Here is a 24,797-nt window from a genome sequence, read left to right on the forward strand (position 1 = left end):
TGCTAGTGGACCTGGCGCGGAGGTTGACCGGTGACCGCGCGTGGCCCGGCACGGGCGCGCAACGGCCCTTCGATGCTGCGCGTCGTCGTGCCGCCCGCGCTCTGGCTGACGTCGAACCGGCCCATCACGAACCACGCGTACAAGGCGCGCCTCGTGCGGGCCCTGCACGGGCTCGCGAAGGACGCGGCCGAGGAGCAGTCCCTCGCGCCCGTCACGGGCCGTGTGCACGCCGTCTGGCGCATCGCCTACCCGAAGGGCACCGGGTGGAAGCACGGCGACGCCGCGAACGGGCACCCGACCTGCAAGGTGCTCCTCGACGGCCTCGTCACCGCGGGCGTGCTCGCCGGTGACGGGCCCCGGCACGTGCGCCCCGAGACCTACGACCGATCCGAGAACCACACGGAGCGCGGCGACCACGTCGTCGTGCTCGAGCTCCACCCGGAAGGAGGCGGTGCACCGTGAGCGTGGAGTCCATGGCGCTCGCCTTGCATCACTCGCGGGCGAAGGGCACGACGAAGCTCGTTCTCCTCGGCATCGCGAACCACGACGGCGACGGCGGGGCGTGGCCCGCGCTGTCGACCCTCGCGCGGTACGCCGGCGGGGTCGACGAGCGCACCGTGCGGCGGTCGCTGCGCGAGCTCGAGGCGCTCGGCGAGATTCGCGTGCACGTCAACGGGGGCGGTGACCGGAGCACCCCGGGCGACCGTCGCCCGAACCTGTACGAGGTGCTCGTCGCGTGCCCGTCGAACTGCGACCGGACGGCGCGTCATCGCCTCGTCGACGGGGGGACGTCAGTGTCCGCCCGTCCCACGAACGGGGGGACACGCACGTCCTCCCGTGGCAGCGACGGGGGGACGCCAGTGTCCGAACGGGGGGACGTGGGTGTCCGGGACGGGGGGACGTGGGTGTCCGGGGAACCATCCTTTGAACCATCCACTAACCGTCCGAGGAGAGAGGCTCCCGAGGAAGCGTCACCAGCGCGCGACGACCTCGGCGACGCCCCCTCCCCGTTCGAGGACCTCGGAGGGAACACCGCACCCGGGCCCGTGCCGCTGACGCGGCCGGACCGGTGCCCCCGCCACCAGCTCGACGACGACGCTCCCCCGTGCTGGGGCTGCAAGGCCGCCCGGGAGCGCGCCGAGCAGGCAGCCAAGGACGCAGCGCATGCCGAGGCTGAGCGGCAGCGCCAGGAGCGCCACACGGCCGCCGTGCAGGCCCGGGCCGCGATCCGGTTCTGCCCACTGTGTGACGAGCGCGGGTACATCTCCGTGCCGGGCAAGGGCGCGCGGGTCTGCGACCACGACCTCAGCCCCGAGCAGGAGGAGCGGGCTCGGCTCGGGCGTGAGCTCGTCGAGCAGGCTCGCCGCGCGGCGGCCGAGGGCAACACGACGACGGAGGGGGACGAGTGAGCACGAGGCTGTACGAGGAGCAGCGGGCCCGCGAGCTCGCGCTGTACGTGACGAAGGCGGCGCGGGTCGTGCGCGAGGTCGGCGAGCGGTGGATCGAGCTGCACGGCCACGTGCCGGCGGGCTCGGGCGGGTCGACGGACGGCCCGTCCGGCCCGGCGCACGCCGGGCCGCGGGTCCCGGTCCGGGTGGACGTGATCGACCTCATGCGCGAGGTCGAGGCGTTCGTCGAGCGGTTCGTCCCGACGGTGCGCGGCACGCTGCGCATGGGCCTCGGCAGCACGAGGTCGGTGCCGACCGGGGTCGGATTCCTCGCCGCGAGCCTGCCGGGCGTGTATGAGCAGGACCCGAACCTCGGCGACGAGGTCGCCCGGGACGGGTTCCGCCTGCACCACCGAACCGGGGTCGTCCTCGGGATCGTCTCGGGCGCGTACCGGCTCGAGGCGGAGTGCCACGAGTGCGGGATGCCGTCGCTCTGGCTCGAGCCCGAGTCCGCGACCGTGGCATGCGGGATGCCGGGCTGTGGGGGTCGTTGGCCTCTTTCGGCATCGCGCCTCGTGCACTCCTCGGGGTCGTCGTCGCAGGTCGGGGGGTGATGTCCGGGCGAGTTGGGAGCCGGGTCCGTCCGCAACCCGCTATGGTTCGAACACGTGTTCGAACTAATACGGGTGTGCATGTTCGGATGCGACCGCGGCGAGAGGTAGACATCACAACGAACTGTGCACTATCGTCTACAACTAGTAGACGGGAAGGAGCGAACATGACCCACACCGCTTGGAGCCCGATCGACGACGACGGGTTCTCCCACAAGGAGCCTGTCACCCTCGGGTGGGGCCCGATCGGCCCCGACGGGGAACCCGCACGCGTCGTGACGGTCCAGGCAGTTTGGACCGACCAGGACGGCGTCGCGGTGAGCATCACCGTCACCGACGACGAGCCCATCCCGACGGCACTCATCCCCGCCGTCGCGGACGTCCTCGCCAACATCGCCAAGGCCGCGCCTCCCGGCGTGATCAAGGCGGCATGACCCGGGCGTGGGTCGACCCGACCACGGACGGTCGACCCGCGCCCACCCCGTCCACTGAAACTAGACACTCGTCCAGGGAGTGAACCCATGGCCCGACGCGCAGCCCTCAAGGGCACCGCCGACCTCACGCACTCCGCGCGCGTCACCGTCGCCGAGCACTCGACCAGCCTCGACGACGCTCGCGAGCTGCTGGCCATGCTCGGCATCGACACCGAGCCGCCGGCCGCACCGACTGCCGTCGACCAGACGATCGTCGAGCGCACCGAGGCCCGGCCCCGACTCACCGCCCGGAGGCTCGCATGAAGGCGCTCGCCCTCGCGGCGGTCGCCGTCATGGTCGGCCTGTTCGCCTCCGTGATCCTCGCCCCGCCCGCCGCCGGCGGGCTCGACGGCCGGGCAACCCTCGGCCTCGCGATCACCCTGGGTGTCCTCATCGCGTACCGCGCGCACCGACGCACGCCCTGAACGTCCACCTGTTGTAGACGATCGAACACATGGAGCGAATCATGACCAGCACCACCGACCGTGTGCCCACCGGCACTCGAGTCCGCTGCACCGACGGAGCGACCGCGACCGTCGTCGACCACCGCAACACGCCGGTCGTCGGGCGCACCTACGACTACGTCATCCGGCTCGACGAGCCCGACGCCGACGGCAACCGCATCCACTTCGCCGCACGCGACGCGTTCGACGTCATCATCGACGGCCCCGCAGCCCGAGCACCCCTGTGCCAGACCTACAGCGCCTCCGGGTCACGCCGCGGAGCCGACGCCCACCGCCCCGCGGTCGCGGCTGTTCCCGACGTGTGCGCCGTTGTCGCCGAGAACGGCGGCACGACACTCGTCGCCCCGCCCCCGCAAGCACGCCGCGCCTACTCGCCGGACGCCCTCGCGTCCCTCCTCGTCGGCACCCCGCCCGGCGTCGCGCACCAGGTCGACGTCGAGCACGCCGTCCGCATCGCGACGCTCGAGTCGATCCTCGCCGAGTCCCGGCAGGAGACGCAGCGCGCGCAGGACGCCCTCGTCGTCGCGCGCGCGACGGCCGAGGCGTTCGCCGCCGAGCTCGAGGCCGAGCGCGCGAACCACCTCGCGGCGCACCAGCGTGCCGCCGCCAACGGCTCCGCGCTGCTCGCGGCGCGCTCTGTCGTCGACGCCGCGCGCGAGCTCGTTGACCTGTGGGCCGACCCCGACGGCGGCAGCCTTCGGGAGTCCGCGCTCTCGACCGCGCTCACCACCGCGGTCCGCGCGCACGCAGAGGCGACCCGATGAGCACCGAGTACCTCAAGCTCGCGGAAGCGCCGAGCCTCGTCATCCACTACCCGACGTGCAGCACGTGCGACGTCGACCTCGAGAACGACGGCGGCGACGGGTGGACCTGTCCGTCCTGCGGCACCTCGTGGGACTACGGCGCTGACGACGGCGATACCGGCGAGCTGTACGAGTCCTGGTCCGGGGAGGAGCTCGTGGGGCCCGTGCTCGACGAGGACGAGGCGTTCCGGGTGTCCTACGGACGGAAGCGCGAGGAGCAGGAGCGATACCTCGAGTCCATCGGGATCAAGCCGTTGGCGACGAGGGCGGGGAATGCGCGATGAGCACGCTCGTCGTCGAGTTCCCGCTCGAGTACGCCGGCCTTGACCGCACGCTCGACGCGCTCCGCGAGGAGGCGGCCGAGCAGCTCCCCGAGCTCTTGTTCGAGCTCGGTGCCGCGTGGGCGTCCGACCCGTCGTGGCGTGTCGGCCCGTCGGAGCGCGCCGAGGACGGCGCGGAGGGCCTGTCCCTCTTCGCCGAGGGCCCCGGCGAGCCGTGGAGCGACCCCGTCCGCTACCGCGGCCGCGACTGGGTGAACGCGTGACCGCGTCCGCCCATCCGGCCCGGACGCCGGACACCACCACCGTCCCGGACAGCGCCCCGGACACCAACAACCGAGAGCGAGCGAGCATCATGCCCACCACGCACCACCGCCCGGCCCGCATCAACCCGGACACCCGTCACGCGCTCGTCGCGGCGATGTCCGCGACCGGACTACTCGTGGCCGTGTCCTTCGTCCTGTCGTTCGCCGGACTGTCCGCCCTCGCCCCGTGGGCCGCGGTCCCGTGGTTCCTCGCCCCCCTCGTCCCACTGTTCATCGACGGCGCGATCCTCGTCTACACGTACTCGGCCCTCGCAGCCCGGGCACGCGGCGAGTCCGCTGTCCGGCCGTGGACGTGGGTCGCGCTCTGGACGGCCGTGTCCAGCCTCGCGAATGCGGCGCACGCGTTCGGCATGGGCCCCGGCGGGTGGCAGGGAACCGTGGGCGCGATCCTCGCCGGGCTCTTCCCGATCGGCAGCCTCCTCGGCTGCCACGAGATCGCTGACCGGATGATCGCCCGCCCGGACACCCCGGACGCGGCAGCCACCCCGGACACCGGACGGCCCACCCGCACGGACTGGGTCTCCATCGTCGACGAGCTCGGCTCCCCTGCCCGTCGCCGACCCCGCACCGTCCGCCGACACCGCGTCGCCGGACAGCCCCGCCCCCCACGAGCAACCGACCACGCGGACACGATCGTCCGCCTCAAGGCAGACGGACTGTCCGTCCGCGCGATCGCCGACCACGTGGGCCTGAGCAAGACCACCGTGTCCGACTTCCTTCGCACCCAGGAGGTGCCCGCATGACGAACGCCGACCACCCCACCCTCACCAACGACGAGCTCGACGCGCTCCCGCTCGGCGCGCGCGTCGGCTTCACCGACGGCCGCGGCTGCCCGGGAGCCGCCGTGAAGGTCGGCACCCGGCCGTCGTCCGGCGCGGAGACGTTCTCGATCACCGGCCCGACCCTCGTCGGATCGTTCGCCGTCGCGCAGGCCGGGGCCGTGCTCCTCGAGCCCGCGCAACCTGGACCAACCGGCGACGACGTCCAGGTTCCGGCCGCAACTTTGACCAGCCCGGATCAAGTCGACAGCTTTCCGGCGCGCGCCGTCCTGCGCGACTCCAACGGGACTGTCGTCGAGAACGCCGGCGGGCCGCGCCCCTGGCTCCCGACCGGCTTCACCGACGGTGTCGAGTCCACCGACCTCGCCTACCCCGTCGCCATCCTGTGGCCGACCCCGCCCGACGCCGACCGCGCGCTCGCCGCGCACCACGTCGAGGCCGCCCGCCACCGGTTCGAGTCCGACGCGGTCGCGAGCAGGTACAACCCCGAGCTGCAGGCCATCCGCCGCGGCGTCCTACGCGTGCTCGACTCCGCCATCAGGACGATCTGCGACGGAAGCGGGACGGCCGAGTGAGCGCCCTATGGCCCCGCAGACGCGCAGTACGGTGACCGCTATGAATGTGACGCTTGCCGTGACGGATACCCAGCGCGCCGAAGTGCAACAGCTGTTTACTCAGACCTTCGACGACATCGCGCCAAACGCAGTGCCGCGAACGGCTCATGACGCGATCTACCGGCCAATCGTTGCCCAGGTGCGTGACGGCGACGACCTCCTTGGCGCAGCGCTCACATGTCGCCCTCAGAGGGCGGCTGGACTCGCCATGGCTTCGCAGTTGGGACACGCTGTCGGCGACCTGGACGCCGTCAGCGAACTGGACTTGATGGCAGTGTCTCCTGATGCTCGCCGCCGAGGAGTTGGAACGGACCTCATCCGATACCTCGAGCGCTCGCTCCGGCACCGTGGAACGAAGGTGTGGTTCGGCAACGCGACCGCCGACCTGGAAGTCAGAGGTCTGCGCGAGTTCTATGGACGCCACGGCTTCACGGTGCTCCAGGACGGCGAGCCGCTGCCGCCGTTCTTTGGCCGCGAGTGGACGACTCCTGGCACTGAGCAACCTGCGTTCTTCTTCTACAAGAGACTCAAGCCGGTCCGACGATGAGGCTACGACGCACGCGTGAGCGCCCCGGCGCGGAGCCACTCCACGATGGTGACCGCCTGAAGCACGACGATGCGCGCCTGCTCGATCGTCGCCCTCTTGGGATCGGTGCCGTGTCTGCCGGGCTCGTATCCAATGAGCTCGAGTGCTTGGAGAAAGGGACGCGCCGTCGTGTCGTCGTTCTTCGCCGCGATCTCGAACCGCCACTTCTCCGGCTTGTTGCGGAGTGCGGCGACCATGCTACCCAGCGTCGCCTTCGTGTTGTTTGGCTCGACGATGGAGTGCATCAGGTGTTCAACGGCCTTGACGGCGGAGTTCCACGCTGCGGTTGCGTCGCGGTGACGCCCAAACGCCGCGGCCCACGCGGCAGCGAGCTCGTCGGAGGCCCGGTCACGCTTGGACGTGGCGCTCGAGACCGCCGTACGCACTTCGTCGCCCAGGCGCTCCTCAAGGCCGTTAGGTTCCGTGCGCCGCACCCGATACATCGACATTCCGTTGTCCAGGAGTCCGTCAAGTTCGCGGAGTCGCGAGTCAGCCGCCACGATGCACAGCGCGTCCAGAACATCGAGAAAGAGATCGTCGTCGCGCACGATCATGCCGACAAGTGCCTCGTACCTCCTCGGTGCGTCCCTCTGGGCGACGGGAATCTGCAGCTTGATCAGCAACTGATTCAGGAGCTCTTCTCGGACACCGAACGTGAGGTCGATGAGCAGCGACTCTACCCACTCAAGGAGGGGCACCTTCAGATAGTCCGGGACCCCGTCGACGAGTTCGAAGGGGGCGCGGCGACCGCGTCGTACCGAGAGGGGAGTCCATGCCATGTGCGGAGTCTAGAAGTTGCGGACGAGACCCATGAGGGTGAAGTTTCTCAATCCGCCGCCCCCGGCGTCCACAGGCCCGTGAAGTATGCGGTCAGGACGGCAGCGACGAGGGTTGCGGCCACGGACACCGCGACAACCTTCGCGTCGCGGTGTCCGCTGGCACGTCGGGCTAGCATCTCCGAACGCGGGGTCAGGTCAACGAGGGGCGCTCCGTACACCCACGAGGTCGACCCACCCGCCATGGCCTTCGGGACCGAGACGGAGCGCAGCGTCGCGTACGCCACATACACAGTGATCGCTCCGGAGAACAGCCACACCGGGAGAACCGGTACCGACGTCAGCATTGCCCACAACCAGAGTGCGAGGATCACCAGCGGCATGACGATCGACCGGAGTTGAGCCCAGCGAACCGGCGGCGTCCGCCGCTTCAGACCAGCACTGAGCCCCTTGACCGCGGCGTCATGCGCCTCCCGGACAACCTGGTCAGCCGGAGGAACGCTGGCGGACGCGTCGTGAGTGACGTGGCTATTGACGTTTACGTCAGTCGGGCTGATCGAGAGGGTCACCGAGTGCGAAAACTGGTACCGGTTCCACTCGTCCCGGGCCAATTCGGCCTCGGTAGCGAACCCGACGGTGAAGCCGACACTCTCCCACTCCGCCGCGCTGATGTCGGCGGCAACGGGATCGTGGCGGATCGTGCCAGTACCCGAGTACGAGCGCACGACGACGACGCTGCCGGGCGGGGCATGATGAAGACCTCCTTTGAACGCTGACGAGGCGAGCGTCAGTGATTCCTGGACGTCCGTGACGCTTACGACCCCGCTGTGAATCCAGTCCTGGCGGGCGCTGCCCATCATGAGATCGATGTTCTGGCTGGTGTCCGGTCCGTACCAGAGTCGTCGAATCGACGCGATCATCCCCATGGCTGAGAAAGGTACTCCTACCCGATGACACAACTTGTAGACACCCACGCTGCGGCAGTCGCGGTGCACCGCTCCCCAGCGACGATCCGTGACTGGCTCCGCAAGGGCTGGATCACCCCGCACGGACGCAAGCACCGCCGAACCCTCGTCGACCTCGCGCAGGTCTACGAGGTTGCCAAGACACACGCGCCCAAACCGTCCACCACATCGCGCACGCACGGCTACTTGCAATAGACGTACAGGTCGGCCACACTTCGATGCAGCGCTACACGTGTGCCCGCTTCGCTCCCGGGCGTACTGGTGGCGCGACACCGTCCGCCCCCGGTCGAGCTGCACGAGCTCCCGGGGGCGGACCTTCGGGGCACCGAAGCGCACGCCGTCGGCCCGCTCGCGGCACACCCACAGCACGCCCCGCCCTCCGGTGACAGCGACGGCACCCGGACGGCGGGGCCGCCACCCGTTCACAGACCTAGCGCCCGCGCCTTCGCCGCCGTGAACTCCTCGTCCGAGAGGATGCCCCGCTGGTGCAGGTCCGCGAGCCGCGCGACCTCCTCCGCTCCCGACGCCGGCGCGGCCGGTGCCGACGGCGCGTGGTGCGCCGCGATCGCAGCCTCGACGGCCGCGCGTAGCGCCTCGAACTCCGGGCCCTGCTTCTTCGTCATGATGACGGAGTTCTCGTCCTTGCCCGCGTCGAACGTCTGCGACCCGAACGACGACCGCCGCTCCACACCGCCGCCCAGCGTGAACTGGATGAACCCGTTCACCAATGCGCCCGGCTGCTTCCACTGCACCGCGGTGATCGACGCGACCGGGATGCGCTTCGTGCCCTTCCCGATCGTGGCCCACGCGAGACCCTTCCGCTCGATCGTCACGAACGACCCGTCGAACGTCACGACCCGTTGACACCCTTGACCTGCAGCTCCTCGCTCATGGCCGCAGGGTAGCGACCGCACGGAGGTGACGCCCGGTGCCTGTCGCTCCCCCGTCCCGCTGCCCCGTCCCTGGGTGCCACCAACTCACCACCGAGCGAGGCCGCTGCGCCGACCACCAGCGCAAGCCGTGGGAGAACCCGTCCGCGAACACGCGCGCCCTCACGGGTGCCGAGCGCGGCCGGTTCCGCCGCCTCGTCCTGGAACACGACCCCGTGTGCCGCTGCACCGGCTGGTGCGGCAACCACCCCGGCCCCTGCACCGCCCCCGCGACACAGGCGGACCACATCGTCCCGATCGGCGAGGGCGGGGCACGCACCGACACCCGCAACGGGCAGGGCCTCTGCGAGCCGTGCCACGACGTGAAGACCTACCGCGACACCGAGCGCATGCGCGCACGACGACGAGGAGCGAACCGATGACCGACCCCCAGCCCACGGCCGCGACCGACGACGTCGTCGACCTCGTCCGCATCACGTGCGACGAGAAGTTCGGCAACCTCGTCGGCGAGCTCACGTCCCACCGGGACGCTGCCGCGTTCGTCGCCGCGCTCGAGCAGCGCGGCGTCGTCCTCACGCTCGAGGGCGAGCTCGACCGCGGCACCAAGCAGGGCGTGTTCGACGAGCCTGCCTCCCCCGCGTTCGACGTCGTCGTCAACGTGACGGTCCACGCCGAGCACGACACGCTCCCCCAGGTGCTCGACGCCCTCCGGGGCACGCACGCCACGGTGCGGGTGAACCCGTGACGGCCGCCGCTCTCGCCCTCGTCCTGGCCGCGATCAAGCGGGCGCGCGAGACGACGAAGGCTGACTACGTCCTGTGGAGCGAGTCATGAGCGACGTCGCCACCGCGCTCCTCGACCTCGGCGGGTTCTTCTTCTGCCTCTGGTTCGCTGTCGCTGCCCTGTTCGGGTACGCGGTCGGCCGGATGACCCGACGACGCGACGAGCAGCAGCCAACCGACACCGCGCCGACCACGCACCCTGCGCTGCTCGACCGAGGGCCGCTCGTGTTCATCGCCGCACCGACGCAGCAAGCCGCGCACCACTGGCGAGCAAGCCAGACGCTCAACCCGTCCCACGTCCGCCTGTGCACGACACCATCGACCGCGCGCGGCCTCCGCTTCATCGACGGCGACCGACTCGTCATCCTCGACGGCACGCCGGCCGACGTGCGCCTCGCGCTCGCCCACGTTCGCAACCGCCAGTACGACATCGACGTCACCGTCCAGGTCCCCGAGGTCGGGTACAGGAGCCGCTGACCACCCTCCCCAGGGGGGTGTCGCGATCCTGCCCGACCTCGGCTCCGGCCGCGCCGCCGATCGCCTCTTCCCGGCTGCTCACAAACGACGAAGGGGGTGTCAATCTTCTGTAGACAGCAACTCCCTGGACAACCTCTCGTCATACACATCCATGGCTTCATCTCGGAAGCGTCGCAGCGCGCCAAGTTCAGGTGGAAGTTGGCCCTGTGCGGTAGCCACTCGGGCAAGCCGCACCCCTTCGGGAGTCAACGTGTGGACACCGCCTTCGAGAGCCACAAGGCCCAGGTCGACCAACCGTGAAGAGTTCATCGAGCGCAATCCAGGACCCACGTGACTCCCGGGCTCGGAGAACTCCCAGAGATCATGCGCGAGCCGGAACAGTTGGTAGCGTTCCGACTGGGCGAGTGACGCTAGACGGGAGGCGATCTCGTCGACATCGGTCGCGTTTGGCCACAGCGCCAGCGTCGCTCTGACCCTGCTTGCCTCGGATGCGCTCAAAGCCGGCGGATAGCCCGTGAACGTTCCCGCTCCTCGGGACCTCGCACTACCTCCTCTAGCTGCCGTGTTGTCGGCTGAGTCCGGCAATGCAGTCACGGCGCTTGCGAGTTCGCGCGCCGTTTCTGCAATATCTAGCCCTTCGCTCCGTGACTTCCCGAGCAATCCAGCGAACAAGTGTTCATTCATCCGGTCCACCGTTACCTGGGTACCGTGGGTCCTTTCCTCGACTCGTGAGACGAGCGCCACAAGTTGCGCGTGCAGTTCTTGACCGTCGCGCGCCTGCCGACCGGCCTCGGCTGTCTGCACGATGAAGACGATGATCTGAACCACGAAGGCGAGAACGGCGAGAACCATCGCCACAACGCTCAGGACGTCAACATCCCGTATCGATGTGACGACAACCAACACGGCTAGGGACGCGATCGCAATCACGGTCGCGCCGAGAGCGAGATGGGCGTAGGGAATCGTTGCTGCGGCAACAGACCCCGTTCTAGTCCTGGTCACCGCGTAATCCTGCCTCATTGGGGGCCCCGCAGGAAGAGAGGTGGTGGGCGAAATGGCGAGGACCGCTGCTCCCGCGAAGTTGCGCCTCCTCAACGGTCGCGGCGAGGGCAAGGACTCGGGCGGCCGTCCCGTGGAGACGGGCCCAATGTTCCGGCGCATCACGCCGACGCCGCCTGACGACCTCGTCGGCGAGGCGCTCGACGAGTGGAACCGGGTCGTGCCCGAGCTCGTCCGGCTCGACCTCCTCAAGGAGGGCGACCGCGCGACGCTCGTCACGTACTGCGAGGCGTGGGCCGTGTTCTGCGAGGCGACGGACCAGATTCGCGTGCACGGCCTGTTCATCGAGGCGAAGCAGGGCCTCATCCCGCACCCGGCGGTCGCGATCCAGCGCAACGCCGCGAAGGAGGTTCGCGCGATCGCCGCGCACTTCGGCCTGACCCCGAGCACGGAGCAGGCGCTCGCAAGGGGTGACGGCCGTGGCAACGACGACGAGAACCCGTTCGACTAGCACGAGCCGGGCGGCGAAGTCGGGGAACCCGGCGAAGCGCGCGACCGCGCCCGAGCCTCGCGGGCCGTCGGCCGCGGCGCTGCGCCGTCTCAAGATCAGTCCCGAGGTCGCGGCGTACATGGAGGCGCGGGGCATCCCGCTCCCCGACTGCCCGCCGAAGGTCAAGACCCCCGAGCCGCGCACCGTGCGCGGCGCGCAGTTCTCGTTCGACCACGTCGACCGTGTGCTCCGCGCGTTCACCGCGCTGCGGCACGTCGCCGGCCAGTGGGCCGGGAAGCCGCTCACGCCCGACCCGTGGCAGGTCGCGTACATCATCGCGCCGACGTTCGGGTGGGTCCGGTGGGACGACGACGCCGGGGACTACGTCCGGATCATCCGCGACCTGTACGTCGACGTGCCGCGCAAGAACGGCAAGAGCACGCTCTCGGCGGGCCTCGCGATCTACCTCGCGTGCGCCGACGGGGAGGCGGGCGCGCAGGTCGTCACCGCAGCGACGAGCGAGCGGCAGGCCGGGTTCGTCTTCAACCCGATCAAGACCCTCGCGGAGCGCACGCCCGCGCTCAAGGGCAAGGTCAAGGCGTTCGCGAAGCGCGTCGTGCACGTGCGCTCCGGGTCGTACATCGAGGTCGTGTCGTCGTCGGCCGACGCGCAGCACGGCGCGAACATCCACGGCGGCATCATCGACGAGCTCCACGTCCACAAGACACCGGACCTCGTCGAGACGATCGAGACCGGCCGCGGGTCCCGCACCCAGCCACTCGTCGTCATCATCACGACGGCCGACTCCGGGAAGCCCGACACGATCTACGACCGCAAGCGGCGGTACGTCGAGCAGCTCGCCCGAGCGGTCATCAAGGACGAGTCGGTGTACGGCGTCGTGTGGGCCGCGGACGATGGCGACGACCCGCACGCGGAGACGACGTGGCGCAAGGCAAACCCGGGGTACGGGATCAGCCCGACCCGGGCGTACCTCGCGGCCGAGTCGCGGAAGGCGAAGAACAGTCCGGCGGACCTGGCCGCGTTCCTGCGCCTGCACCTCGGCATCCGCACGAAGCAGGAGACGCGGTACATCGACCTGGCCGTGTGGGACGCGAACGCGGGCATGACCGTGCGCGAGGACGAGCTCGTCGGCCGCGCGTGCTACTCCGGCCTCGACCTCGCGTCGGTGTCGGACCTGTCGGCGATGTGTCACCTCTTCCCCGCGGACGGTGGCGGGTTCGACGCCGTCTGGCGGTTCTGGACCCCCGAGGCGAACGTCGAGGCGCTCGACAAGCGGACCGCCGGCGCGGCGTCACGCTGGGTCAAGGAGGGGTGGCTCACGGTCACCCCGGGCAACGTCACGGACTACGACTTCATCGAGTCCCAGGCGCTGGCCGACACGGAGAAGTTCGACATCCGGTCGTTCGGGTTCGACCCCTACGGCGCGACTCAGCTCGTGAACAACCTCGCGGGCAAGGGACTGCCGATGGTGAAGGTGCGGCAGGGGTTCCTCACGCTCTCCCCCGCGCTCAAGGAGTGCCAGCGCCTGCTGCTGCTCGGCTCCCAGAAGGACGCCGCGCGCCCCATGCTCCGCCACGGCGGGAACCCGGTCATGCGCTGGATGACCGACAACCTCGCGGTCGAGACCGATGCGGCGGAGAACGTGAAGCCGTCGAAGCAGCGCGGCGGCACGTCCGGCAACAAGATCGACGGCTGGTCAGCGCTGGTCACCGCGATGTCGGAGGCGATCGCCGACGACGCCGGCATGTCGGCCTACGACGACCACGACCTGATCATCGCCTGAACCGAGGAGGCCCCGTGCGTTGCAAGACCGGAAGCGTGGTGCTTCTCACCCTCACGGATGGTGCGGCCGTGCGTGGTCGTGTCGTCCGGTCGTGGCGGTGGCGCGTCATGAAGCTCGTCGACGCGGAAGCCGTCACGCCGCAGGGTGTCGCGCCGATCGCCGGGCACGTCCTCGTGCCGCACCGATCCGTGCTCGTCGGGCAGGTGAGCGGCTGATGGTGACCTTCGCGAACCCCGACGGGCGCACCGTGACGTGGGGCACCGGCGTACCGGCGCGCACGACATGGGGCGACATCCCGGTTGTCGACCCTGGCACGCCGCTGTCCGTCATCACCGGGGGCGGCAAGCACGACCCGCTACGGGTCTGGAAGTCGCAGCCCTCGGTCCGCAAGGTGGTCGAGTTCGCCGCACGCGGCGTCGCGTCGGTCCCGCTCCACGCCTTCGAACGGGTGTCGGACACGGACCGGCGTCGCGCCGCTGGCTCGACGCTCGAGCGCACGCTGCACCTGCCGCAGCGGCACGTCACCGGGTACCGGCTCATGCACGACCTGACCGTCGACCTGTGCATGTACGACCTGTACTGCGTAGCGCTGATCGACGGCGTGCTGCAGCGCATCCCCCCGCGGCTCCTCGACGTCGAGTCGGACTTCCTCGGGGCCGTGACCCGCATCCGGATGCTCACTCCCGCCGGCAAGGTCACGCTCGACGACTTCCCGCTCGCGTTCGACGCCGGGTGGCACCCCGCGAAGGCGCACGGCGTATCGCCGCTGGCGACCCTGTCGAACCTGCTCGACGAGCAGGCACGGGCCGTGCAGTGGCGCTCCGCGCAGTGGGACGAGGGCGCGAAGGTGTCCGGCGTCCTCAAGCACCCGAAGTCGCTCGAGGGTACGAAGCGCGACCGGTTCGTCAACTCGTGGCGCGCCTTCCGCACAGTCGGTGAGCGTGCCGGCGGGACGCCGATCCTCGAAGACGGCATGGAGTACCAGCAGCTTGAAGGGCTCAAGCCGGTCGACGCTCAGGACATCGAGGGCCGCCAGCTCACGGACGCCGAGGTCGCCTCCGCGTACCACATTCCGCCCGAGCTCGTCGGTGCGCGCGAAGGCACGTTCGCGAACATTGCTGCATTCCGGCAGATGCTGTTCGGCCCGACCCTCGGGCCGGTCATGGAGGGATTCGAGCAGGCGTTCAACGCCGAGATAGTTCCCGCGCTCGCGGACCAGCAGGGCATGTACGTCGAGTTCAACCGTGAGACCGCAATGGCCGGGTCGTTCACCGAGCAGGCGGAGGTCCTCTCCCGGTCGACGGGCGGTCCCTGGCTCACGCGGAACGAAGCCCGCGCCCGGCAGAACCTTCCCGCGCTCGAAGGCGCGGACGAGCTCGTCGTCCCGAAGAACGTCACCGAGGGCGGCCTTGCGTCGCCCGCCGACACCGCGCCGACCGGCGCATAGGAGGGATCATGACCGACTCGCGCACCGGGGCCGCGGTCCTCAAGCGGTACGCGGCCACCGTGACGAAGGTCGACGCCGGGCCGAACGGCGGGTTCGACGCGCTCGTCGCCGTGTTCGGCAACGTGGACAGCCAGGGCGACGTCGTCCGCGAGGGCGCGTTCACCCGCACGCTCGAGGAGTGGGGCGACAACCCCATCCCCGTGCTGTGGTCGCACCAGTTCTACGACATGGGCGCGTTCATCGGGAAGGCGTCCGCCGAGGAGACCGCCGACGGGCTGCTGTTCCACGCCGAGTACCTCGACACCGAGTCGGGGCAGCTCTCTCGCAAGCTCATGGCCGAGGGCCTCGTCGTCGAGTTCTCCTGGTCCGGCCGCATCCGCGAGGGAGCGTGGGTCGAGAAGGAGGGCGAGGAGCCCTACTACGAGATCATCGACGTCGATCTCTGGGAGGCCGGGCCCTGCTTCAAGGGCGCGAACGCCGAGACCCAGCTCCTGGGCGTGAAGTCGCTCAGCGACCAGATCGACAGCGAGGGCACCGACCTCGCAGCCCGCCACGTCGACACCCTCAAGTCCGTGCACCACACCCTCGGCGCGCTCATCAGCGAGGCCGAGAAGACGGAGCGGAAGAACCCGCCCGACGAGCCCCCAGGCGACACGCCTGGCGCACCACCCACCCAGAAGGCCCCGGCGGACGCCGGGGCCTTCGTCGTTCCCGCATCACTCAAGGCGCGCCTCGCGCTGTCTACCACGGAAGGACGGGCCTGACATGGACCCGAAGCTCGAGCTGCAGCAGCTGGACGCCGAGCGCGCCGAGCTGCTCACCAAGGCCAACGAGGGGACCATCACCCCCGAGGAGGTCACCCGCGCCGACGAGGTCGTGAAGCGCATCGGCGAGCTCGCGGACATCATCCGCAAGCGCGACGAGACGGCCAAGGCACTCACCGAGGCCGGTCGCGGTCGCACGTCGGACGTCCGCACCAAGGACGACGACGGCGAGCAGCCCGCCGGCCGCACCCTCGGCCAGCGGTTCATCAACTCCGACGCGATGAAGGCCCACCGCGAGGCCAACCCGCTCGGGGTCTCCGGCAAGCCGGTTTCGATCAAGGCCGCTGGCCTCGGATCGTTCGCGGCCAAGGCCGAGGGCGACCCGACCCCACTCGGCACGAACCTCGGCGGAGCGATCGTCTACGACCGCCTCCCGGGCATCGTCGACCTGACCTACCCGAAGCCGCCCACGCTCCTCGACCTCATCACCCGCGGCACGACCGCGACGTCGTACGTCGAGTACAGGCAGCTCGTCGCCGCGACGGCCGCCGCCGCCGTCGTCCCCGAGCGCGGACTCAAGCCGCTGAGCGAGCTCACGACGCAGGTCGCCCAGGCCGCCGCGCACGTGGTCGCCGACGGCATCAAGGTCACGAACCAGGAGCTCGCCGACGACGGCATCATCGCCGCGCTCATCGACTCCGTGCTCACGCGGAACGTCTGGGCCAAGATCGAGGACCTCGTCCTCAACGGCACGGGCACCAACGAGCCGCGCGGCATCCTCAACACCACCGGCGTCCTGAACCAGGCGTTCGCGACGGACATCCCGACGACGATCCGCAAGGCGATCACCAAGCTGCGTGTCACGTCGGACACCGAGGTGCAGGCCGTGGTCCTCAACCCCGCGGACGACGAGAAGCTCGACCTGCTGCAGGACGCGAACCAGCGGTACTACGGCAACGGCCCGTTCGGCGCGGGCCCGTCGACGATCTGGGGTCGCCCCCGCTTCGTCTCCTCGAAGGTCACCGAGGGCTCCGCGGTCCTCGGCGACTTCTCCACCGTCCAGCTGCTCGAGCGCGAGGGGCTGACGATCGAGGCGTTCAACCAGAACGAGGACGACGCCCGTCACAACCTCACCTACATCCGCGCCGAGGTCCGCGAGCTCCTGCTCATCCGTGAGCCCGCGAAGCTCCTCGTCGCCGAGCTCGCCGACGAGACGCCGTGATCGTCGTCAACGGCGTCCGCTACCGCGACGAGGATGCGGCGCGCCTCGGGCTCGGCCCGAGCAAGGGACCTGAGCCCACGGAGAAGGTCGACGTGAAGGAGGCCGACGGTGGCGCAGCTGGCGAAGCCAAGCGACCTCGCAACACGTCTCGGGGTCGCGGTAAGCGATCTGGGTCTGCTGCTGGCTCTGCAGCGGGCGAGTGACCGTTTCGAGGGCGAGGTCGGGTACCCGATCCTGAAGGTGGAGGACGACGTCGTCCACCTCTCGGGAGACGGCACCCGCACTCTCCTCCTCCCTGCGGTCCCCGTCGTCGGCGACGTCACGGTCGTCATCGGCGGGTCGCCCGTGACCGACTTCGAGGTCGCGCGTCGCGCCGGAATCCTCCGGCGCGACGCGCGTTGGCCTGACGGGCTCGAGAACATCGAGGTCACGTACACGCACGGCTGGGACAGCGTCCCCGGAGACATCGCCGACGCCGTGCTTGAGCAGGCCGAGGCGACGTACTGGGTGCTCCCGTCCGTGGCTAACGTCGCCGCAGGCAGTGAGCAGATGGCGTTCTTCGCGACCGCCGCCAGCGGCGTCACGCAACGCTGGTCCGACGCCGTCGCCCGCTACGAACTTCGCCACGGGGACCGGTCATGAGGCTCCCTCGCCTGCTGCACCGCGAGACGCTCACGGTGCTCGTCGTGACCACCGGGGAACCGGACGACGACGGCGTCCCGACCGAGGACGTCGTCGAACAGGCCGTCCCTGGCTGGAACGTGCAGCCCGTCGGGACGAACGAGTCCCTCGGGGATGCGGAGGTCGTCACCGGTCGGTGGCGTGCCTCTGGGCCACTGACCGAGTGGTTGCAGGCCGGGGACCGCCTCCGGTGGCGCGGTACCGCGTACCGCGTCGACGGCGAGCCGCAGCACTACCGCGGCGGCTCGCTCGACCACACCGAGGTCGTCCTCATCGCGTGGAAGGGGGCGTGACCATGGCGAGGCCCATGAAGCCGTCGACCGAGCTGCTCGAGCGCGCGGCGTCCTCACTCGCGGTACGCGCGGCGCTGCGCGCGAAGGCGGCCCGCGCGCTGCCCCGGGCGCAGCGCCTTGCCGCCGCGGCAGGCGCGCAACGGTTCGGCCGCAGGCTGCGCGTCGAGGAGGGCACCCGCCCCGGGTCGAAGGCTGAGGGCGGGTTCCGCCGCCCCTACGCCCGCGTCACAGCGACCCTGACCGACGACGACCAGGCAGCCGACGCGGGCGCGAAGATCACGCGCCGGCAGATCCTGCGGAGGGCTTCCAGTGCCTGAGGTGCTGCGGTGGGCGAACGCCGAGCGCGAGGTCCGGGCGTGGCTCATCCCGCGCCTCTCCGTCGGGTCGGCCGGCGTCGTCACCGAGACGACGACGACCGTCCCCGAGAAGTACGTGAAGGTCGAGCGCGCGGGCGGGCGCGGAGACGGCCCGCTGGACAAGCTCGTCCAGATCGAGGTCGCCGTGCACGCGCGCACCCGCGGCGACATGTGGGCGCTCGTCGGCGAGGTCGAGACCGCGTTCGCGGCGCTCGCCACCAACGGCACGCCAGGCATGTACGTCGACGAGGTCGAGGAGACCTTCGCGTTTGCCGCTGACCCGATGCCTAGCCAGGACGTGCGCCGCGCGATCGCGACGTACACGCTCACCGTCCGCCCGCGCTGACGGGCGGATCCACGGCCCGCGGGCCGACCAACCCACCACCAGATCATCCGAGCCCCGCGCCGTCCGGCCGGGGCTCTCGTCACGGGAGGAACCATGCCGGACGTCCGCGAACTCATGGACACCAACGCGCGCCTCGTGCGCAAGTGGGGTCGCAAGCTCGTCGCCCTGCAGGACTACTCGGCCCCGGTGCCGACGTCGTTCTTCGACACGACCACGAAGACGCCGGTCCTGCCGGCCGACGCGAAGGTCCTCGGATACATCACGACCGACGGCGTGGTCCTGCCGTCTAACGTCTCGACCGAGCCGACCAACATGGACCAGGACCTCGAGCCGGTCCGCACCGACATCACCGGCATCGAGAAGTCGGTTACCGCCGCATTCGGTGAGTCGTCGAGCTCGTGGCTGCACGCGCTCCGCCACGGTCAGCCGTGCAGCGAGTGGCCCGCCAAGAAGGACGCCCCTTGGGTGTTCGACGACGGCGACTTCGTCGACTTCCCGTACTACCGGCTGTGGCTCATCTCCGCGGACGGTCCGGAGGAGGCGGCGTTCTACCGCATCGAGTACGGGTACCGGGCGAAGGTCACGGCCACGACCGACCGCACGCACGCGCGTTCGACCAACGAGTCGATCGGCTTCACGTTCGGCCTGTTCAAGGACCCCGTCGTCGGGAAGTCGCTCGCCACGATGGAGAACGGTCCGGGCTTCCCGGACGAGTCCGGCGACTGAGCGCATGAGCGGGTACGGCCGGGCGGTGCGGGGAGTCCCGCCCGGCCGCACCCAGCAGACTCCCCAGACTCCCCAGAATGTGAGACCAGAGCATGGGCAAGCCCAATCGCCGCCGTGTGCGGATGCAGCAGTTCAAGCAGCAGGTCGCCGAGCACGTCCTCCCCGAAGACCAGCTCGTCCCGGTCGACGTCGAGGTCAACGGCGAGGAGACGACCGTCTACGTGAAGGTCGGTCTCGCGCTCTCCGCCGACGACGACTTCGGAGAGCAGGTCAAGACCGCGAAGGACGCCGACGAGCTCGCACTCGTCGTGCTCGGCGGGCACCCGGAGATCTCCGCCGAGGACCAGCTCGCGACGTGGAAGGCGGCCGGGTACACGGTCGACGACCTCGCGATGCTCTTCGGCACCGAGTCCCGCGCGGCGCAGGAGCGCCTGGGAAACTTCCGCTACGCGGGCTGAGCGAACTACTCGGGCCTGAGCCCGAGGCGATGGAGGCGGCGCTCCTACAGGAGTACGCCCCGCGTGATCCGCTCGCCGAGTATCTCGACGGGCGGATCACGCTCCGCAAGCTCCGCGTCATGATCGAACACCTGCCCCCAGGCAGCGCCCTCCACCGAGCCCTGTACGGGCCGTGGAGCGACACCGAACGCCTGCTGCACGCGATCGCGAACCACGGTGGCGCGCTGCTCACCCTCACCAACAACATCCAGGCCGCGAAGGCGAAGCAGGAGCAGCAACAGTTCGTCCCGATCCCCGGGCCCGACCTCACCGAGTACCAGCACGACCAGCAGGAGCAGGAGCTCGACGAAGCCGAAGAGCGCGTCGACCTACTCGCCGTGCTGTCGCGTGCGCAGGTCGAGCACGGCGACGGAACCACAACCGCATAGGAGGTGCCCATGGCTGGCGACGTGACGTGGATCGATGTCCTCCCAGCCATGGACACCTTCGCGAAGGAACTCGCGACCGGCACGACGAAGGCCGCCACCGCGGCCGGGAAGTCGTCTGGCCTCGCATGGGCGAAGGGCTTCGACGGGACCGCAAAGAACGGTGCCGCGAAGTCTGCGGCCGACGAGCTCGAGGCCGCATCCAAGCGCACGAAGAAGATCGTCGACGACCAGACACAGGCGATCGCGAAGGCACGCGCCTCTGAGCGCGATGCGGCGGCGAAGGTGCTGCTCGCAGAGCAGGCGCTCACCGACGCCCGCCAGAAGGGCGGAGAGGACTCGGCGCGCGCTCAGGCCGCGGAGCTGCGCCTCGAGTCTGCTCGCGAACGTCAGCGCGCCGCCGCGGCGAAGGCGACCTCGGTCGAGGACCAGCTCGTCGCCGCGCAGCGCGAGCACCGGGAGGTCACGCGCCAGCTCGATAAGGCGACGTCGGACCTAAACAACGAGGTCGACGAGCAGCCGGGTAAGTGGGGTGCGGTCAAGTCGTCGGTCGCGCAGGCCAAGGACTCGTTCAACGAGGCGACCGGTGGTGTTGGCGGGCTCGTCGCCGGGCTCGCCGCCGCGGCGGGCGGTGCCGCGCTCTTCGGCGAGGCGTGGGCCCAGAACATGGAGCTCGACGCGGGGGTCGACAAGGTCGCCGCGTCGCTCGACCTGACCGCCGCGCAGTCCGCCACGGCGGGCCAGGTGGCCGGTGCCCTGTACGCCGACGCCTACGGCGAGTCTCTGACCGAGGTGTCCGGCGCAGTCGGCACGGTCATGTCGTCGATCGCGGGCATGCGCGACGCGTCCGAGGCGGACCTCGAGTCCGTGACGAGGAAGGCTCTCGACTTCGCGCAGGCGTTCGACGTCGACGTCGCCGAGTCGACCCGGAACGCGGGCATCCTCATCCAGACCGGGCTGGCGACCGACGCCGTGCACGCGTTCGACCTCATGACGGCGTCGCTGCAGCGGGTGCCGGAGGCGCTGCGCGGCGAGGTCGTCGACGCGACGCAGGAGTACAGCCAGTACTTCGCGCAGCTCGGCCTGACCGGTGAGCAGTCCATGAGCATGCTCGTCGCGGCGTCCGCGAACGGGCAGTACGCGATCGACAAGACCGGCGACGCGCTCAAGGAACTGACGATCCGGGCGACCGACATGTCGACGGCCTCGGTCTCGGCGTACGAGCTCGCGGGCCTGTCCGCGGAGGACATGTCCGCGAAGTTCCTCGCCGGCGGGGACGTCGCCTCGGGGGCGCTGTCCGAGCTCGTGACCGGGCTGCAGGGCATCTCCGATCCGACCGACAAGGCGAACGCGGCGATCGCGCTGTTCGGCACCCCGCTCGAGGACATCGGCACGGACAAGATCCCGGCGTTCCTCGACTCGCTCTCGGCGACCAGCGCCGAGCTCGGCGACGTCACGGGCAAAGCCGAGGCCATGGGTGACACCCTCAACGGGAACGCCTCCACCGGGTGGGAGCGGCTCAAGCGTGGCTTCGTCGACGTGCTCGTCGACGGCGTGCAGCCGCTCCTCGGCCCGGCCGAGTCGATCCTCGGATGGGTCCAGGAGAATCCCGCCGCACTCCAGGTCTTCGCGATCGCGCTCGGCGCGCTCGCCACCGCGTGGGGCGTGTACACCGCGGCGCAGTGGGCCGCGAACAGCGCCATGCTCGCAAGCCCCATGACGTGGATCGTGGCCGGTGTCGTCGCTGTCGGTGCGGCGATCTGGGCGCTGGTCGAGAACTGGGACTCCGTCGTCGCGTGGTTCAAGGACATCTGGGAGCCGATCGGGAACTGGTTCGGGGACCTGTGGCAGGGCATTCTCGACGCGGTCCAGCCGGTCGTCGACTGGTTCCAGGCCTCCGTCCTGCCCGTGTTCTCCGCGGTGTGGGACGGGATCAAGGCCGGCGGTGAGTTCCTGTGGACCGCGCTGCAGGTCGTGTTCGTCTCGATCCTCACCGCGTGGCAGCTTCTCGCGGACGGCTTCTCGTGGGTCTGGGAGACGTTCCTCTCCCCGGTGTGGGAGGCCGTGAAGGTCGGCGCGCAGATCATGTGGGCCTGGCTCGACGAGCACGTGTTCCTCCCGATGCGCGTCGGCTGGGAGCTCCTCGGCCAGGGCTTCGCTTGGGTCAAGGACAACGTGCTCGTCCCGGTGTGGAACACGCTCCTGCAGGCTGGCGTCAACGCGTGGAACTGGCTCGACCGGTGGGTCTTCCAGCCCATAAAGCTCGGGTGGCAGCTCGTCGGCGACGGGTTCCGCTGGGTCAAGGACAACGTCATCACCCCCGTGTGGAACGGGGTGCAGACCGTCCTCAAGACCGGGTGGGACTGGATCAACACCTGGGTGTTCTCCCCGATCAAGACCGGGGTCGAGGCGGTCGGAACCGTGTTCCAGAAGACCAAGGACGTCATCTCCGCCGCGTGGGACAAGGTCAAGGCGGCCGCGGCGGCCCCAGTGAACTTCATCATCGAGACCGTCTACACCAACGGCATCAAGAAGACGTGGGACTCGATCGCGTCCAAGGTCGGGCTCGACCTCAAGCTGCCCGTGGTGAACCCGATCAAGTTCGCCACGGGTGGCGTGATGCCCGGGTACACCCCGGGCCGTGACGTGCACCGCTTCGTCTCCCCCACCGGCGGGCTGCTCGAACTCTCCGGTGGTGAGGCGATCATGCGTCCCGAGTGGACCCGCGCGGTCGGCGGCCCCGCCGCCGTCGAGCGGATGAACGCCGCCGCCCGCACCGGGCAGGCGTTCGCCAACGGCGGCGTGTGGGGCAACATCACCGGCTGGGCCGGGGACGTCTGGGACGGCGTGGCGCGCGGTGCGTCCGCGGCCTGGAACTGGGCCGGGGACGCCGCCGAGTCCGTCGCGAAGTTCCTCAAGGACCCCGTCGGGGCGCTCGCGGACCTCATTACGAAGCCGATGAACGCGGTGCTCGGCGGGATCGGTGCCGGGGATCTCGGGACGATCGTCTCGGAGCTGCCGCGCAAGGCCGTGTCCGGTCTCGTCGAGACGGTCAAGGGTCTGGTCTCCCGGAAGAACGAGGAGACCGCCGCGGCGGCCGCTCCCGCGGCCGGTGCGCTCGGGTGGCAGCGCATGGCCGGGATCGTGAAGGACCTGCTCCCCTGGGCGCGGATCACCTCGACGTTCCGGCCCGGGGCGATCACCGCGACCGGGTTCCCGTCGATGCACGGGCAGGGTCGCGCGGTCGACATCGCGGGCGTGGGCTCGATGGACACCGTCGGCATGACGCGGATCTTCCAGACCCTCAAGGCCGCCTACCCCGGGTCCTACGAGCTCATCTACTCCCCGATGGGTGCGCAGCAGCTCTACAAGGGACGCTCGCACGTCTTCCCCGAGCCGACGAAGGGCATGCACTACAACCACGTGCACTGGGCCCTGGCGAACGGTGGAGTCCTGCCGCTCGAGTTCGACGAGGGCGGGTGGCTGCCTCCGGGCCCGTCGGTCGTGGTGAACAACACGGGCAAGCCCGAGCCGCTGGCGAGGGTGGACGTTGCCCCGTCGTGGGGTGGGAACAACACCAACGTCGGCGGGACCTCGCGCACGAAGGTCCGGCTCGTCGTGGGCGGCCGGGAGTTCGAGGCGTACCTCGAGGAGGTCGCCGACGGGCGGATCAGCGAAGCCCAGGCGCGTGGGCGCGGGCGAAGGGGGTACCAGCCATGAGCGGTCTCGACGTCGTCGCGCTCCTGGACTCCCCCGGCCCGCGCGCCGGGATCACGGTCGACGGCCTGGACATCTCCGGGCCGTCGGTCGTGACCTTGTGGCGGTCCTCCCCGGGCGGCAAGCGGCGCAAGGTCCGCGGCTGGTCGCGCAATGTCGTCTACGGGTCGGGGTACGTCGAGGACGCGGAGGTCCCGCTCGGGCGACCGGTGACCTACGAGCTGCAGGTCGTGGCGGGCGCGGTCGTGCCGGACACGCTCGCGGCGACGGTCACCCTCGACAACGGGTGGGGCCAGGTGCAGGACCCGCTCGTGCCGTCGAGCATGCTGCCGCTGTCGCCGCAGACCTACGTCGGCGGGGTCGGGTTCGTCACGCCGAGCCTGCAGGAGCTCAGCTACGAGATGGGCGTCGAGCTCGCCGCGATCCTCGGGTCGGACGAGCCGGTCGGTCTCGGTGGGCAGCGCCTGGCCGCGAACGGGATCGACTTCCGGATGGTGACTGACGTCGCCGAGCGCTCGACCGCGCTGGGCAACCTGCTGCGTCAGGCGTACCCGCTGCTGATCCGTCCGCTGCCGTCGTGGGGTGACCTGCCCGACCTGCTGTACGCGTCCTACCCCGCGGTCGTCGATGCGACACCACGGCGGGTGCTGGGTGGGCGGTTGTTCACGTGGCAGGTCTCGGGCGGCACGCTCGTCGCGCCGCAGTCGATCAACGTCGTCGTGCCGATCTGGACTTACGGCGACGTCGAGGAGCTGTGGGAGTCCTACGCCGACGTGCAGGCCGCGGCCGTCGCAGCGAACGCGACCTACATGGACGTGCTCAAGGACCCGACGGTGGGGGGTGCGTGACGTGCGCGC

34 protein-coding genes are annotated in these 24,797 nt (G+C 70.1%); 30 read left to right on the plus strand and 4 right to left on the minus strand.

The window, feature by feature from the left end:
* The first annotated feature begins 30 nt into the window (after nucleotides 1-30).
* The 12 genes from NF338_RS18765 to NF338_RS18820 all read left to right on the plus strand — a co-directional run bounded on the left by NF338_RS18765 (nucleotide 31) and on the right by NF338_RS18820 (nucleotide 6,283).
* Entirely contained in the window at nucleotides 31-462 is a 432-nt protein-coding gene (locus NF338_RS18765; protein WP_264032147.1) for a hypothetical protein, read from the plus strand.
* Nucleotides 459-1,409 carry a helix-turn-helix domain-containing protein gene (locus NF338_RS18770; RefSeq protein ID WP_264032149.1) on the plus strand — a complete coding sequence of 317 codons (951 nt, stop codon included), beginning with the start codon at nucleotides 459-461 and terminating at the stop codon, nucleotides 1,407-1,409. Before NF338_RS18765 ends, NF338_RS18770 begins: the two co-directional genes overlap by 4 nt.
* On the plus strand, nucleotides 1,406-2,002 hold the full coding sequence (locus NF338_RS18775) for a hypothetical protein (protein WP_264032150.1): 597 nt from the start codon (nucleotides 1,406-1,408) through the stop codon (nucleotides 2,000-2,002). Before NF338_RS18770 ends, NF338_RS18775 begins: the two co-directional genes overlap by 4 nt.
* Nucleotides 2,003-2,166: 164 nt before the next feature.
* On the plus strand, nucleotides 2,167-2,433 hold the full coding sequence (locus tag NF338_RS18780; protein ID WP_264032151.1) for a hypothetical protein: 267 nt from the start codon (nucleotides 2,167-2,169) through the stop codon (nucleotides 2,431-2,433).
* An 87-nt stretch (nucleotides 2,434-2,520) separates the two neighbouring features.
* Nucleotides 2,521-2,736 carry a hypothetical protein gene (locus NF338_RS18785; RefSeq protein WP_264032152.1) on the plus strand — a complete coding sequence of 72 codons (216 nt, stop codon included), beginning with the start codon at nucleotides 2,521-2,523 and terminating at the stop codon, nucleotides 2,734-2,736.
* Complete coding sequence (locus tag NF338_RS18790; protein WP_264032153.1) at nucleotides 2,733-2,897, plus strand: hypothetical protein; 165 nt, start codon at nucleotides 2,733-2,735, stop codon at nucleotides 2,895-2,897. Before NF338_RS18785 ends, NF338_RS18790 begins: the two co-directional genes overlap by 4 nt.
* 41 nt (nucleotides 2,898-2,938) lie before the next feature.
* On the plus strand, nucleotides 2,939-3,700 hold the full coding sequence (locus tag NF338_RS18795) for a hypothetical protein (RefSeq protein WP_264032154.1): 762 nt from the start codon (nucleotides 2,939-2,941) through the stop codon (nucleotides 3,698-3,700).
* Nucleotides 3,697-4,023 (plus strand): hypothetical protein, encoded by a 327-nt coding sequence (locus NF338_RS18800; RefSeq protein WP_264032155.1) that lies wholly within the window; start codon nucleotides 3,697-3,699, stop codon nucleotides 4,021-4,023. Before NF338_RS18795 ends, NF338_RS18800 begins: the two co-directional genes overlap by 4 nt.
* Nucleotides 4,020-4,283, plus strand: a complete 264-nt coding sequence (locus tag NF338_RS18805) for a hypothetical protein (protein ID WP_264032156.1) — start codon at nucleotides 4,020-4,022, stop codon at nucleotides 4,281-4,283. The genes NF338_RS18800 and NF338_RS18805 overlap by 4 nt, the downstream gene beginning before the upstream one ends.
* Before the next feature lie 89 nt (nucleotides 4,284-4,372).
* A complete protein-coding gene (locus NF338_RS18810) occupies nucleotides 4,373-5,086 on the plus strand; it encodes a DUF2637 domain-containing protein (protein ID WP_264032157.1) in 714 nt (237 codons plus the stop codon).
* Nucleotides 5,083-5,697, plus strand: coding sequence for a hypothetical protein (locus NF338_RS18815; protein ID WP_264032158.1), 615 nt, complete (start codon nucleotides 5,083-5,085; stop codon nucleotides 5,695-5,697). Before NF338_RS18810 ends, NF338_RS18815 begins: the two co-directional genes overlap by 4 nt.
* A gap of 40 nt (nucleotides 5,698-5,737) precedes the next feature.
* A complete protein-coding gene (locus NF338_RS18820; protein ID WP_264032159.1) occupies nucleotides 5,738-6,283 on the plus strand; it encodes a GNAT family N-acetyltransferase in 546 nt (181 codons plus the stop codon).
* A gap of 2 nt (nucleotides 6,284-6,285) precedes the next feature.
* Here the strand turns inward: NF338_RS18820 and NF338_RS18825 are convergent, their stop codons facing one another.
* The 3 genes from NF338_RS18825 to NF338_RS18835 all read right to left on the minus strand — a co-directional run bounded on the left by NF338_RS18825 (nucleotide 6,286) and on the right by NF338_RS18835 (nucleotide 8,917).
* A complete protein-coding gene (locus tag NF338_RS18825; protein WP_264032160.1) occupies nucleotides 6,286-7,101 on the minus strand; it encodes a hypothetical protein in 816 nt (271 codons plus the stop codon).
* Nucleotides 7,102-7,148: 47 nt separating this feature from the next.
* Nucleotides 7,149-8,024: a hypothetical protein gene (locus NF338_RS18830; RefSeq protein ID WP_264032161.1), complete on the minus strand. Its 876-nt coding sequence runs from the start codon at nucleotides 8,022-8,024 to the stop codon at nucleotides 7,149-7,151.
* Nucleotides 8,025-8,485: 461 nt separating this feature from the next.
* A complete protein-coding gene (locus tag NF338_RS18835) occupies nucleotides 8,486-8,917 on the minus strand; it encodes a DUF4429 domain-containing protein (protein ID WP_264032162.1) in 432 nt (143 codons plus the stop codon).
* Nucleotides 8,918-9,168: 251 nt separating this feature from the next.
* Between NF338_RS18835 and NF338_RS21060 the strand changes: the two genes are divergently transcribed.
* The 3 genes from NF338_RS21060 (at nucleotide 9,169) to NF338_RS18845 (ending at nucleotide 10,212) form a co-directional block, all read left to right on the plus strand.
* The gene (locus tag NF338_RS21060; RefSeq protein WP_412847305.1) at nucleotides 9,169-9,375 is read left to right on the plus strand and encodes an HNH endonuclease; all 207 of its coding nucleotides are present in this window, start codon (nucleotides 9,169-9,171) and stop codon (nucleotides 9,373-9,375) included.
* Nucleotides 9,372-9,698: a hypothetical protein gene (locus NF338_RS18840; protein ID WP_264032163.1), complete on the plus strand. Its 327-nt coding sequence runs from the start codon at nucleotides 9,372-9,374 to the stop codon at nucleotides 9,696-9,698. Before NF338_RS21060 ends, NF338_RS18840 begins: the two co-directional genes overlap by 4 nt.
* A gap of 85 nt (nucleotides 9,699-9,783) precedes the next feature.
* Nucleotides 9,784-10,212 (plus strand): hypothetical protein, encoded by a 429-nt coding sequence (locus tag NF338_RS18845; protein WP_264032164.1) that lies wholly within the window; start codon nucleotides 9,784-9,786, stop codon nucleotides 10,210-10,212.
* A 99-nt stretch (nucleotides 10,213-10,311) separates the two neighbouring features.
* Here NF338_RS18845 and NF338_RS18850 read toward each other — a convergent pair whose 3' ends face one another.
* Nucleotides 10,312-11,214: a hypothetical protein gene (locus tag NF338_RS18850; protein WP_264032165.1), complete on the minus strand. Its 903-nt coding sequence runs from the start codon at nucleotides 11,212-11,214 to the stop codon at nucleotides 10,312-10,314.
* 52 nt (nucleotides 11,215-11,266) lie between these two features.
* Here NF338_RS18850 and NF338_RS18855 point away from each other — a divergent pair, with 52 nt between their 5' ends.
* From NF338_RS18855 to NF338_RS18925, 15 genes are all read left to right on the plus strand, one after another.
* On the plus strand, nucleotides 11,267-11,722 hold the full coding sequence (locus NF338_RS18855; protein ID WP_264032166.1) for a phage terminase small subunit P27 family: 456 nt from the start codon (nucleotides 11,267-11,269) through the stop codon (nucleotides 11,720-11,722).
* Complete coding sequence (locus NF338_RS18860; RefSeq protein ID WP_264032167.1) at nucleotides 11,691-13,505, plus strand: terminase large subunit; 1,815 nt, start codon at nucleotides 11,691-11,693, stop codon at nucleotides 13,503-13,505. The genes NF338_RS18855 and NF338_RS18860 overlap by 32 nt, the downstream gene beginning before the upstream one ends.
* 35 nt (nucleotides 13,506-13,540) lie before the next feature.
* Nucleotides 13,541-13,720, plus strand: coding sequence for a hypothetical protein (locus NF338_RS18865; RefSeq protein ID WP_211933820.1), 180 nt, complete (start codon nucleotides 13,541-13,543; stop codon nucleotides 13,718-13,720).
* Nucleotides 13,720-14,952, plus strand: a complete 1,233-nt coding sequence (locus NF338_RS18870) for a phage portal protein (RefSeq protein WP_264032168.1) — start codon at nucleotides 13,720-13,722, stop codon at nucleotides 14,950-14,952. The genes NF338_RS18865 and NF338_RS18870 overlap by 1 nt, the downstream gene beginning before the upstream one ends.
* Nucleotides 14,953-14,960: 8 nt before the next feature.
* Entirely contained in the window at nucleotides 14,961-15,716 is a 756-nt protein-coding gene (locus tag NF338_RS18875) for an HK97 family phage prohead protease (RefSeq protein WP_264032169.1), read from the plus strand.
* A 1-nt stretch (nucleotide 15,717) separates the two neighbouring features.
* Nucleotides 15,718-16,938 (plus strand): phage major capsid protein, encoded by a 1,221-nt coding sequence (locus NF338_RS18880; protein WP_264032170.1) that lies wholly within the window; start codon nucleotides 15,718-15,720, stop codon nucleotides 16,936-16,938.
* Between the two features lie 108 nt (nucleotides 16,939-17,046).
* Nucleotides 17,047-17,580: a hypothetical protein gene (locus tag NF338_RS18885; protein ID WP_264032171.1), complete on the plus strand. Its 534-nt coding sequence runs from the start codon at nucleotides 17,047-17,049 to the stop codon at nucleotides 17,578-17,580.
* Nucleotides 17,577-17,912, plus strand: a complete 336-nt coding sequence (locus tag NF338_RS18890; RefSeq protein WP_264032172.1) for a hypothetical protein — start codon at nucleotides 17,577-17,579, stop codon at nucleotides 17,910-17,912. Before NF338_RS18885 ends, NF338_RS18890 begins: the two co-directional genes overlap by 4 nt.
* A 14-nt stretch (nucleotides 17,913-17,926) precedes the next feature.
* Nucleotides 17,927-18,229 carry a hypothetical protein gene (locus NF338_RS18895; RefSeq protein WP_264032173.1) on the plus strand — a complete coding sequence of 101 codons (303 nt, stop codon included), beginning with the start codon at nucleotides 17,927-17,929 and terminating at the stop codon, nucleotides 18,227-18,229.
* Entirely contained in the window at nucleotides 18,222-18,614 is a 393-nt protein-coding gene (locus NF338_RS18900; protein ID WP_264032174.1) for a hypothetical protein, read from the plus strand. Before NF338_RS18895 ends, NF338_RS18900 begins: the two co-directional genes overlap by 8 nt.
* 93 nt (nucleotides 18,615-18,707) lie before the next feature.
* Nucleotides 18,708-19,340 (plus strand): hypothetical protein, encoded by a 633-nt coding sequence (locus tag NF338_RS18905; protein WP_264032175.1) that lies wholly within the window; start codon nucleotides 18,708-18,710, stop codon nucleotides 19,338-19,340.
* 92 nt (nucleotides 19,341-19,432) lie between these two features.
* Nucleotides 19,433-19,798: a hypothetical protein gene (locus NF338_RS18910; RefSeq protein WP_264032176.1), complete on the plus strand. Its 366-nt coding sequence runs from the start codon at nucleotides 19,433-19,435 to the stop codon at nucleotides 19,796-19,798.
* Nucleotides 19,799-19,827: 29 nt separating this feature from the next.
* Nucleotides 19,828-20,226: a hypothetical protein gene (locus NF338_RS18915; RefSeq protein WP_264032177.1), complete on the plus strand. Its 399-nt coding sequence runs from the start codon at nucleotides 19,828-19,830 to the stop codon at nucleotides 20,224-20,226.
* 9 nt (nucleotides 20,227-20,235) lie between these two features.
* Nucleotides 20,236-23,943, plus strand: a complete 3,708-nt coding sequence (locus NF338_RS18920) for a phage tail tape measure protein (RefSeq protein ID WP_264032178.1) — start codon at nucleotides 20,236-20,238, stop codon at nucleotides 23,941-23,943.
* Nucleotides 23,940-24,788 carry a hypothetical protein gene (locus tag NF338_RS18925; protein WP_264032179.1) on the plus strand — a complete coding sequence of 283 codons (849 nt, stop codon included), beginning with the start codon at nucleotides 23,940-23,942 and terminating at the stop codon, nucleotides 24,786-24,788. The genes NF338_RS18920 and NF338_RS18925 overlap by 4 nt, the downstream gene beginning before the upstream one ends.
* The last annotated feature ends 9 nt before the right edge of the window (nucleotides 24,789-24,797 follow it).

This window comes from Cellulosimicrobium sp. SH8 (genome assembly GCF_025818875.1).
In the GTDB taxonomy this organism is placed as follows: domain Bacteria; phylum Actinomycetota; class Actinomycetes; order Actinomycetales; family Cellulomonadaceae; genus Cellulosimicrobium; species Cellulosimicrobium cellulans_D.

What these genes read in the sequence shown, in the direction of transcription:
- NF338_RS18780 (WP_264032151.1), top strand. Translation starts at nt 2,167, where the DNA reads ATGACCCACACCGCTTGGAGCCCGATCGACGACGACGGGTTCTCCCAC.
- NF338_RS18785 (WP_264032152.1), top strand. Translation starts at nt 2,521, where the DNA reads ATGGCCCGACGCGCAGCCCTCAAGGGCACCGCCGACCTCACGCACTCC.
- NF338_RS18790 (WP_264032153.1), top strand. Translation starts at nt 2,733, where the DNA reads ATGAAGGCGCTCGCCCTCGCGGCGGTCGCCGTCATGGTCGGCCTGTTC.
- NF338_RS18795 (WP_264032154.1), top strand. Translation starts at nt 2,939, where the DNA reads ATGACCAGCACCACCGACCGTGTGCCCACCGGCACTCGAGTCCGCTGC.
- NF338_RS18800 (WP_264032155.1), top strand. Translation starts at nt 3,697, where the DNA reads ATGAGCACCGAGTACCTCAAGCTCGCGGAAGCGCCGAGCCTCGTCATC.
- NF338_RS18805 (WP_264032156.1), top strand. Translation starts at nt 4,020, where the DNA reads ATGAGCACGCTCGTCGTCGAGTTCCCGCTCGAGTACGCCGGCCTTGAC.
- NF338_RS18810 (WP_264032157.1), top strand. Translation starts at nt 4,373, where the DNA reads ATGCCCACCACGCACCACCGCCCGGCCCGCATCAACCCGGACACCCGT.
- NF338_RS18815 (WP_264032158.1), top strand. Translation starts at nt 5,083, where the DNA reads ATGACGAACGCCGACCACCCCACCCTCACCAACGACGAGCTCGACGCG.
- NF338_RS18820 (WP_264032159.1), top strand. Translation starts at nt 5,738, where the DNA reads ATGAATGTGACGCTTGCCGTGACGGATACCCAGCGCGCCGAAGTGCAA.
- NF338_RS18825 (WP_264032160.1), bottom strand. Translation starts at nt 7,101, where the DNA reads ATGGCATGGACTCCCCTCTCGGTACGACGCGGTCGCCGCGCCCCCTTC.
- NF338_RS18830 (WP_264032161.1), bottom strand. Translation starts at nt 8,024, where the DNA reads ATGGGGATGATCGCGTCGATTCGACGACTCTGGTACGGACCGGACACC.
- NF338_RS18840 (WP_264032163.1), top strand. Translation starts at nt 9,372, where the DNA reads ATGACCGACCCCCAGCCCACGGCCGCGACCGACGACGTCGTCGACCTC.
- NF338_RS18845 (WP_264032164.1), top strand. Translation starts at nt 9,784, where the DNA reads ATGAGCGACGTCGCCACCGCGCTCCTCGACCTCGGCGGGTTCTTCTTC.
- NF338_RS18855 (WP_264032166.1), top strand. Translation starts at nt 11,267, where the DNA reads ATGGCGAGGACCGCTGCTCCCGCGAAGTTGCGCCTCCTCAACGGTCGC.
- NF338_RS18870 (WP_264032168.1), top strand. Translation starts at nt 13,720, where the DNA reads ATGGTGACCTTCGCGAACCCCGACGGGCGCACCGTGACGTGGGGCACC.
- NF338_RS18875 (WP_264032169.1), top strand. Translation starts at nt 14,961, where the DNA reads ATGACCGACTCGCGCACCGGGGCCGCGGTCCTCAAGCGGTACGCGGCC.
- NF338_RS18880 (WP_264032170.1), top strand. Translation starts at nt 15,718, where the DNA reads ATGGACCCGAAGCTCGAGCTGCAGCAGCTGGACGCCGAGCGCGCCGAG.
- NF338_RS18890 (WP_264032172.1), top strand. Translation starts at nt 17,577, where the DNA reads ATGAGGCTCCCTCGCCTGCTGCACCGCGAGACGCTCACGGTGCTCGTC.
- NF338_RS18895 (WP_264032173.1), top strand. Translation starts at nt 17,927, where the DNA reads ATGAAGCCGTCGACCGAGCTGCTCGAGCGCGCGGCGTCCTCACTCGCG.
- NF338_RS18905 (WP_264032175.1), top strand. Translation starts at nt 18,708, where the DNA reads ATGCCGGACGTCCGCGAACTCATGGACACCAACGCGCGCCTCGTGCGC.
- NF338_RS18910 (WP_264032176.1), top strand. Translation starts at nt 19,433, where the DNA reads ATGGGCAAGCCCAATCGCCGCCGTGTGCGGATGCAGCAGTTCAAGCAG.
- NF338_RS18915 (WP_264032177.1), top strand. Translation starts at nt 19,828, where the DNA reads ATGGAGGCGGCGCTCCTACAGGAGTACGCCCCGCGTGATCCGCTCGCC.
- NF338_RS18920 (WP_264032178.1), top strand. Translation starts at nt 20,236, where the DNA reads ATGGCTGGCGACGTGACGTGGATCGATGTCCTCCCAGCCATGGACACC.
- NF338_RS18925 (WP_264032179.1), top strand. Translation starts at nt 23,940, where the DNA reads ATGAGCGGTCTCGACGTCGTCGCGCTCCTGGACTCCCCCGGCCCGCGC.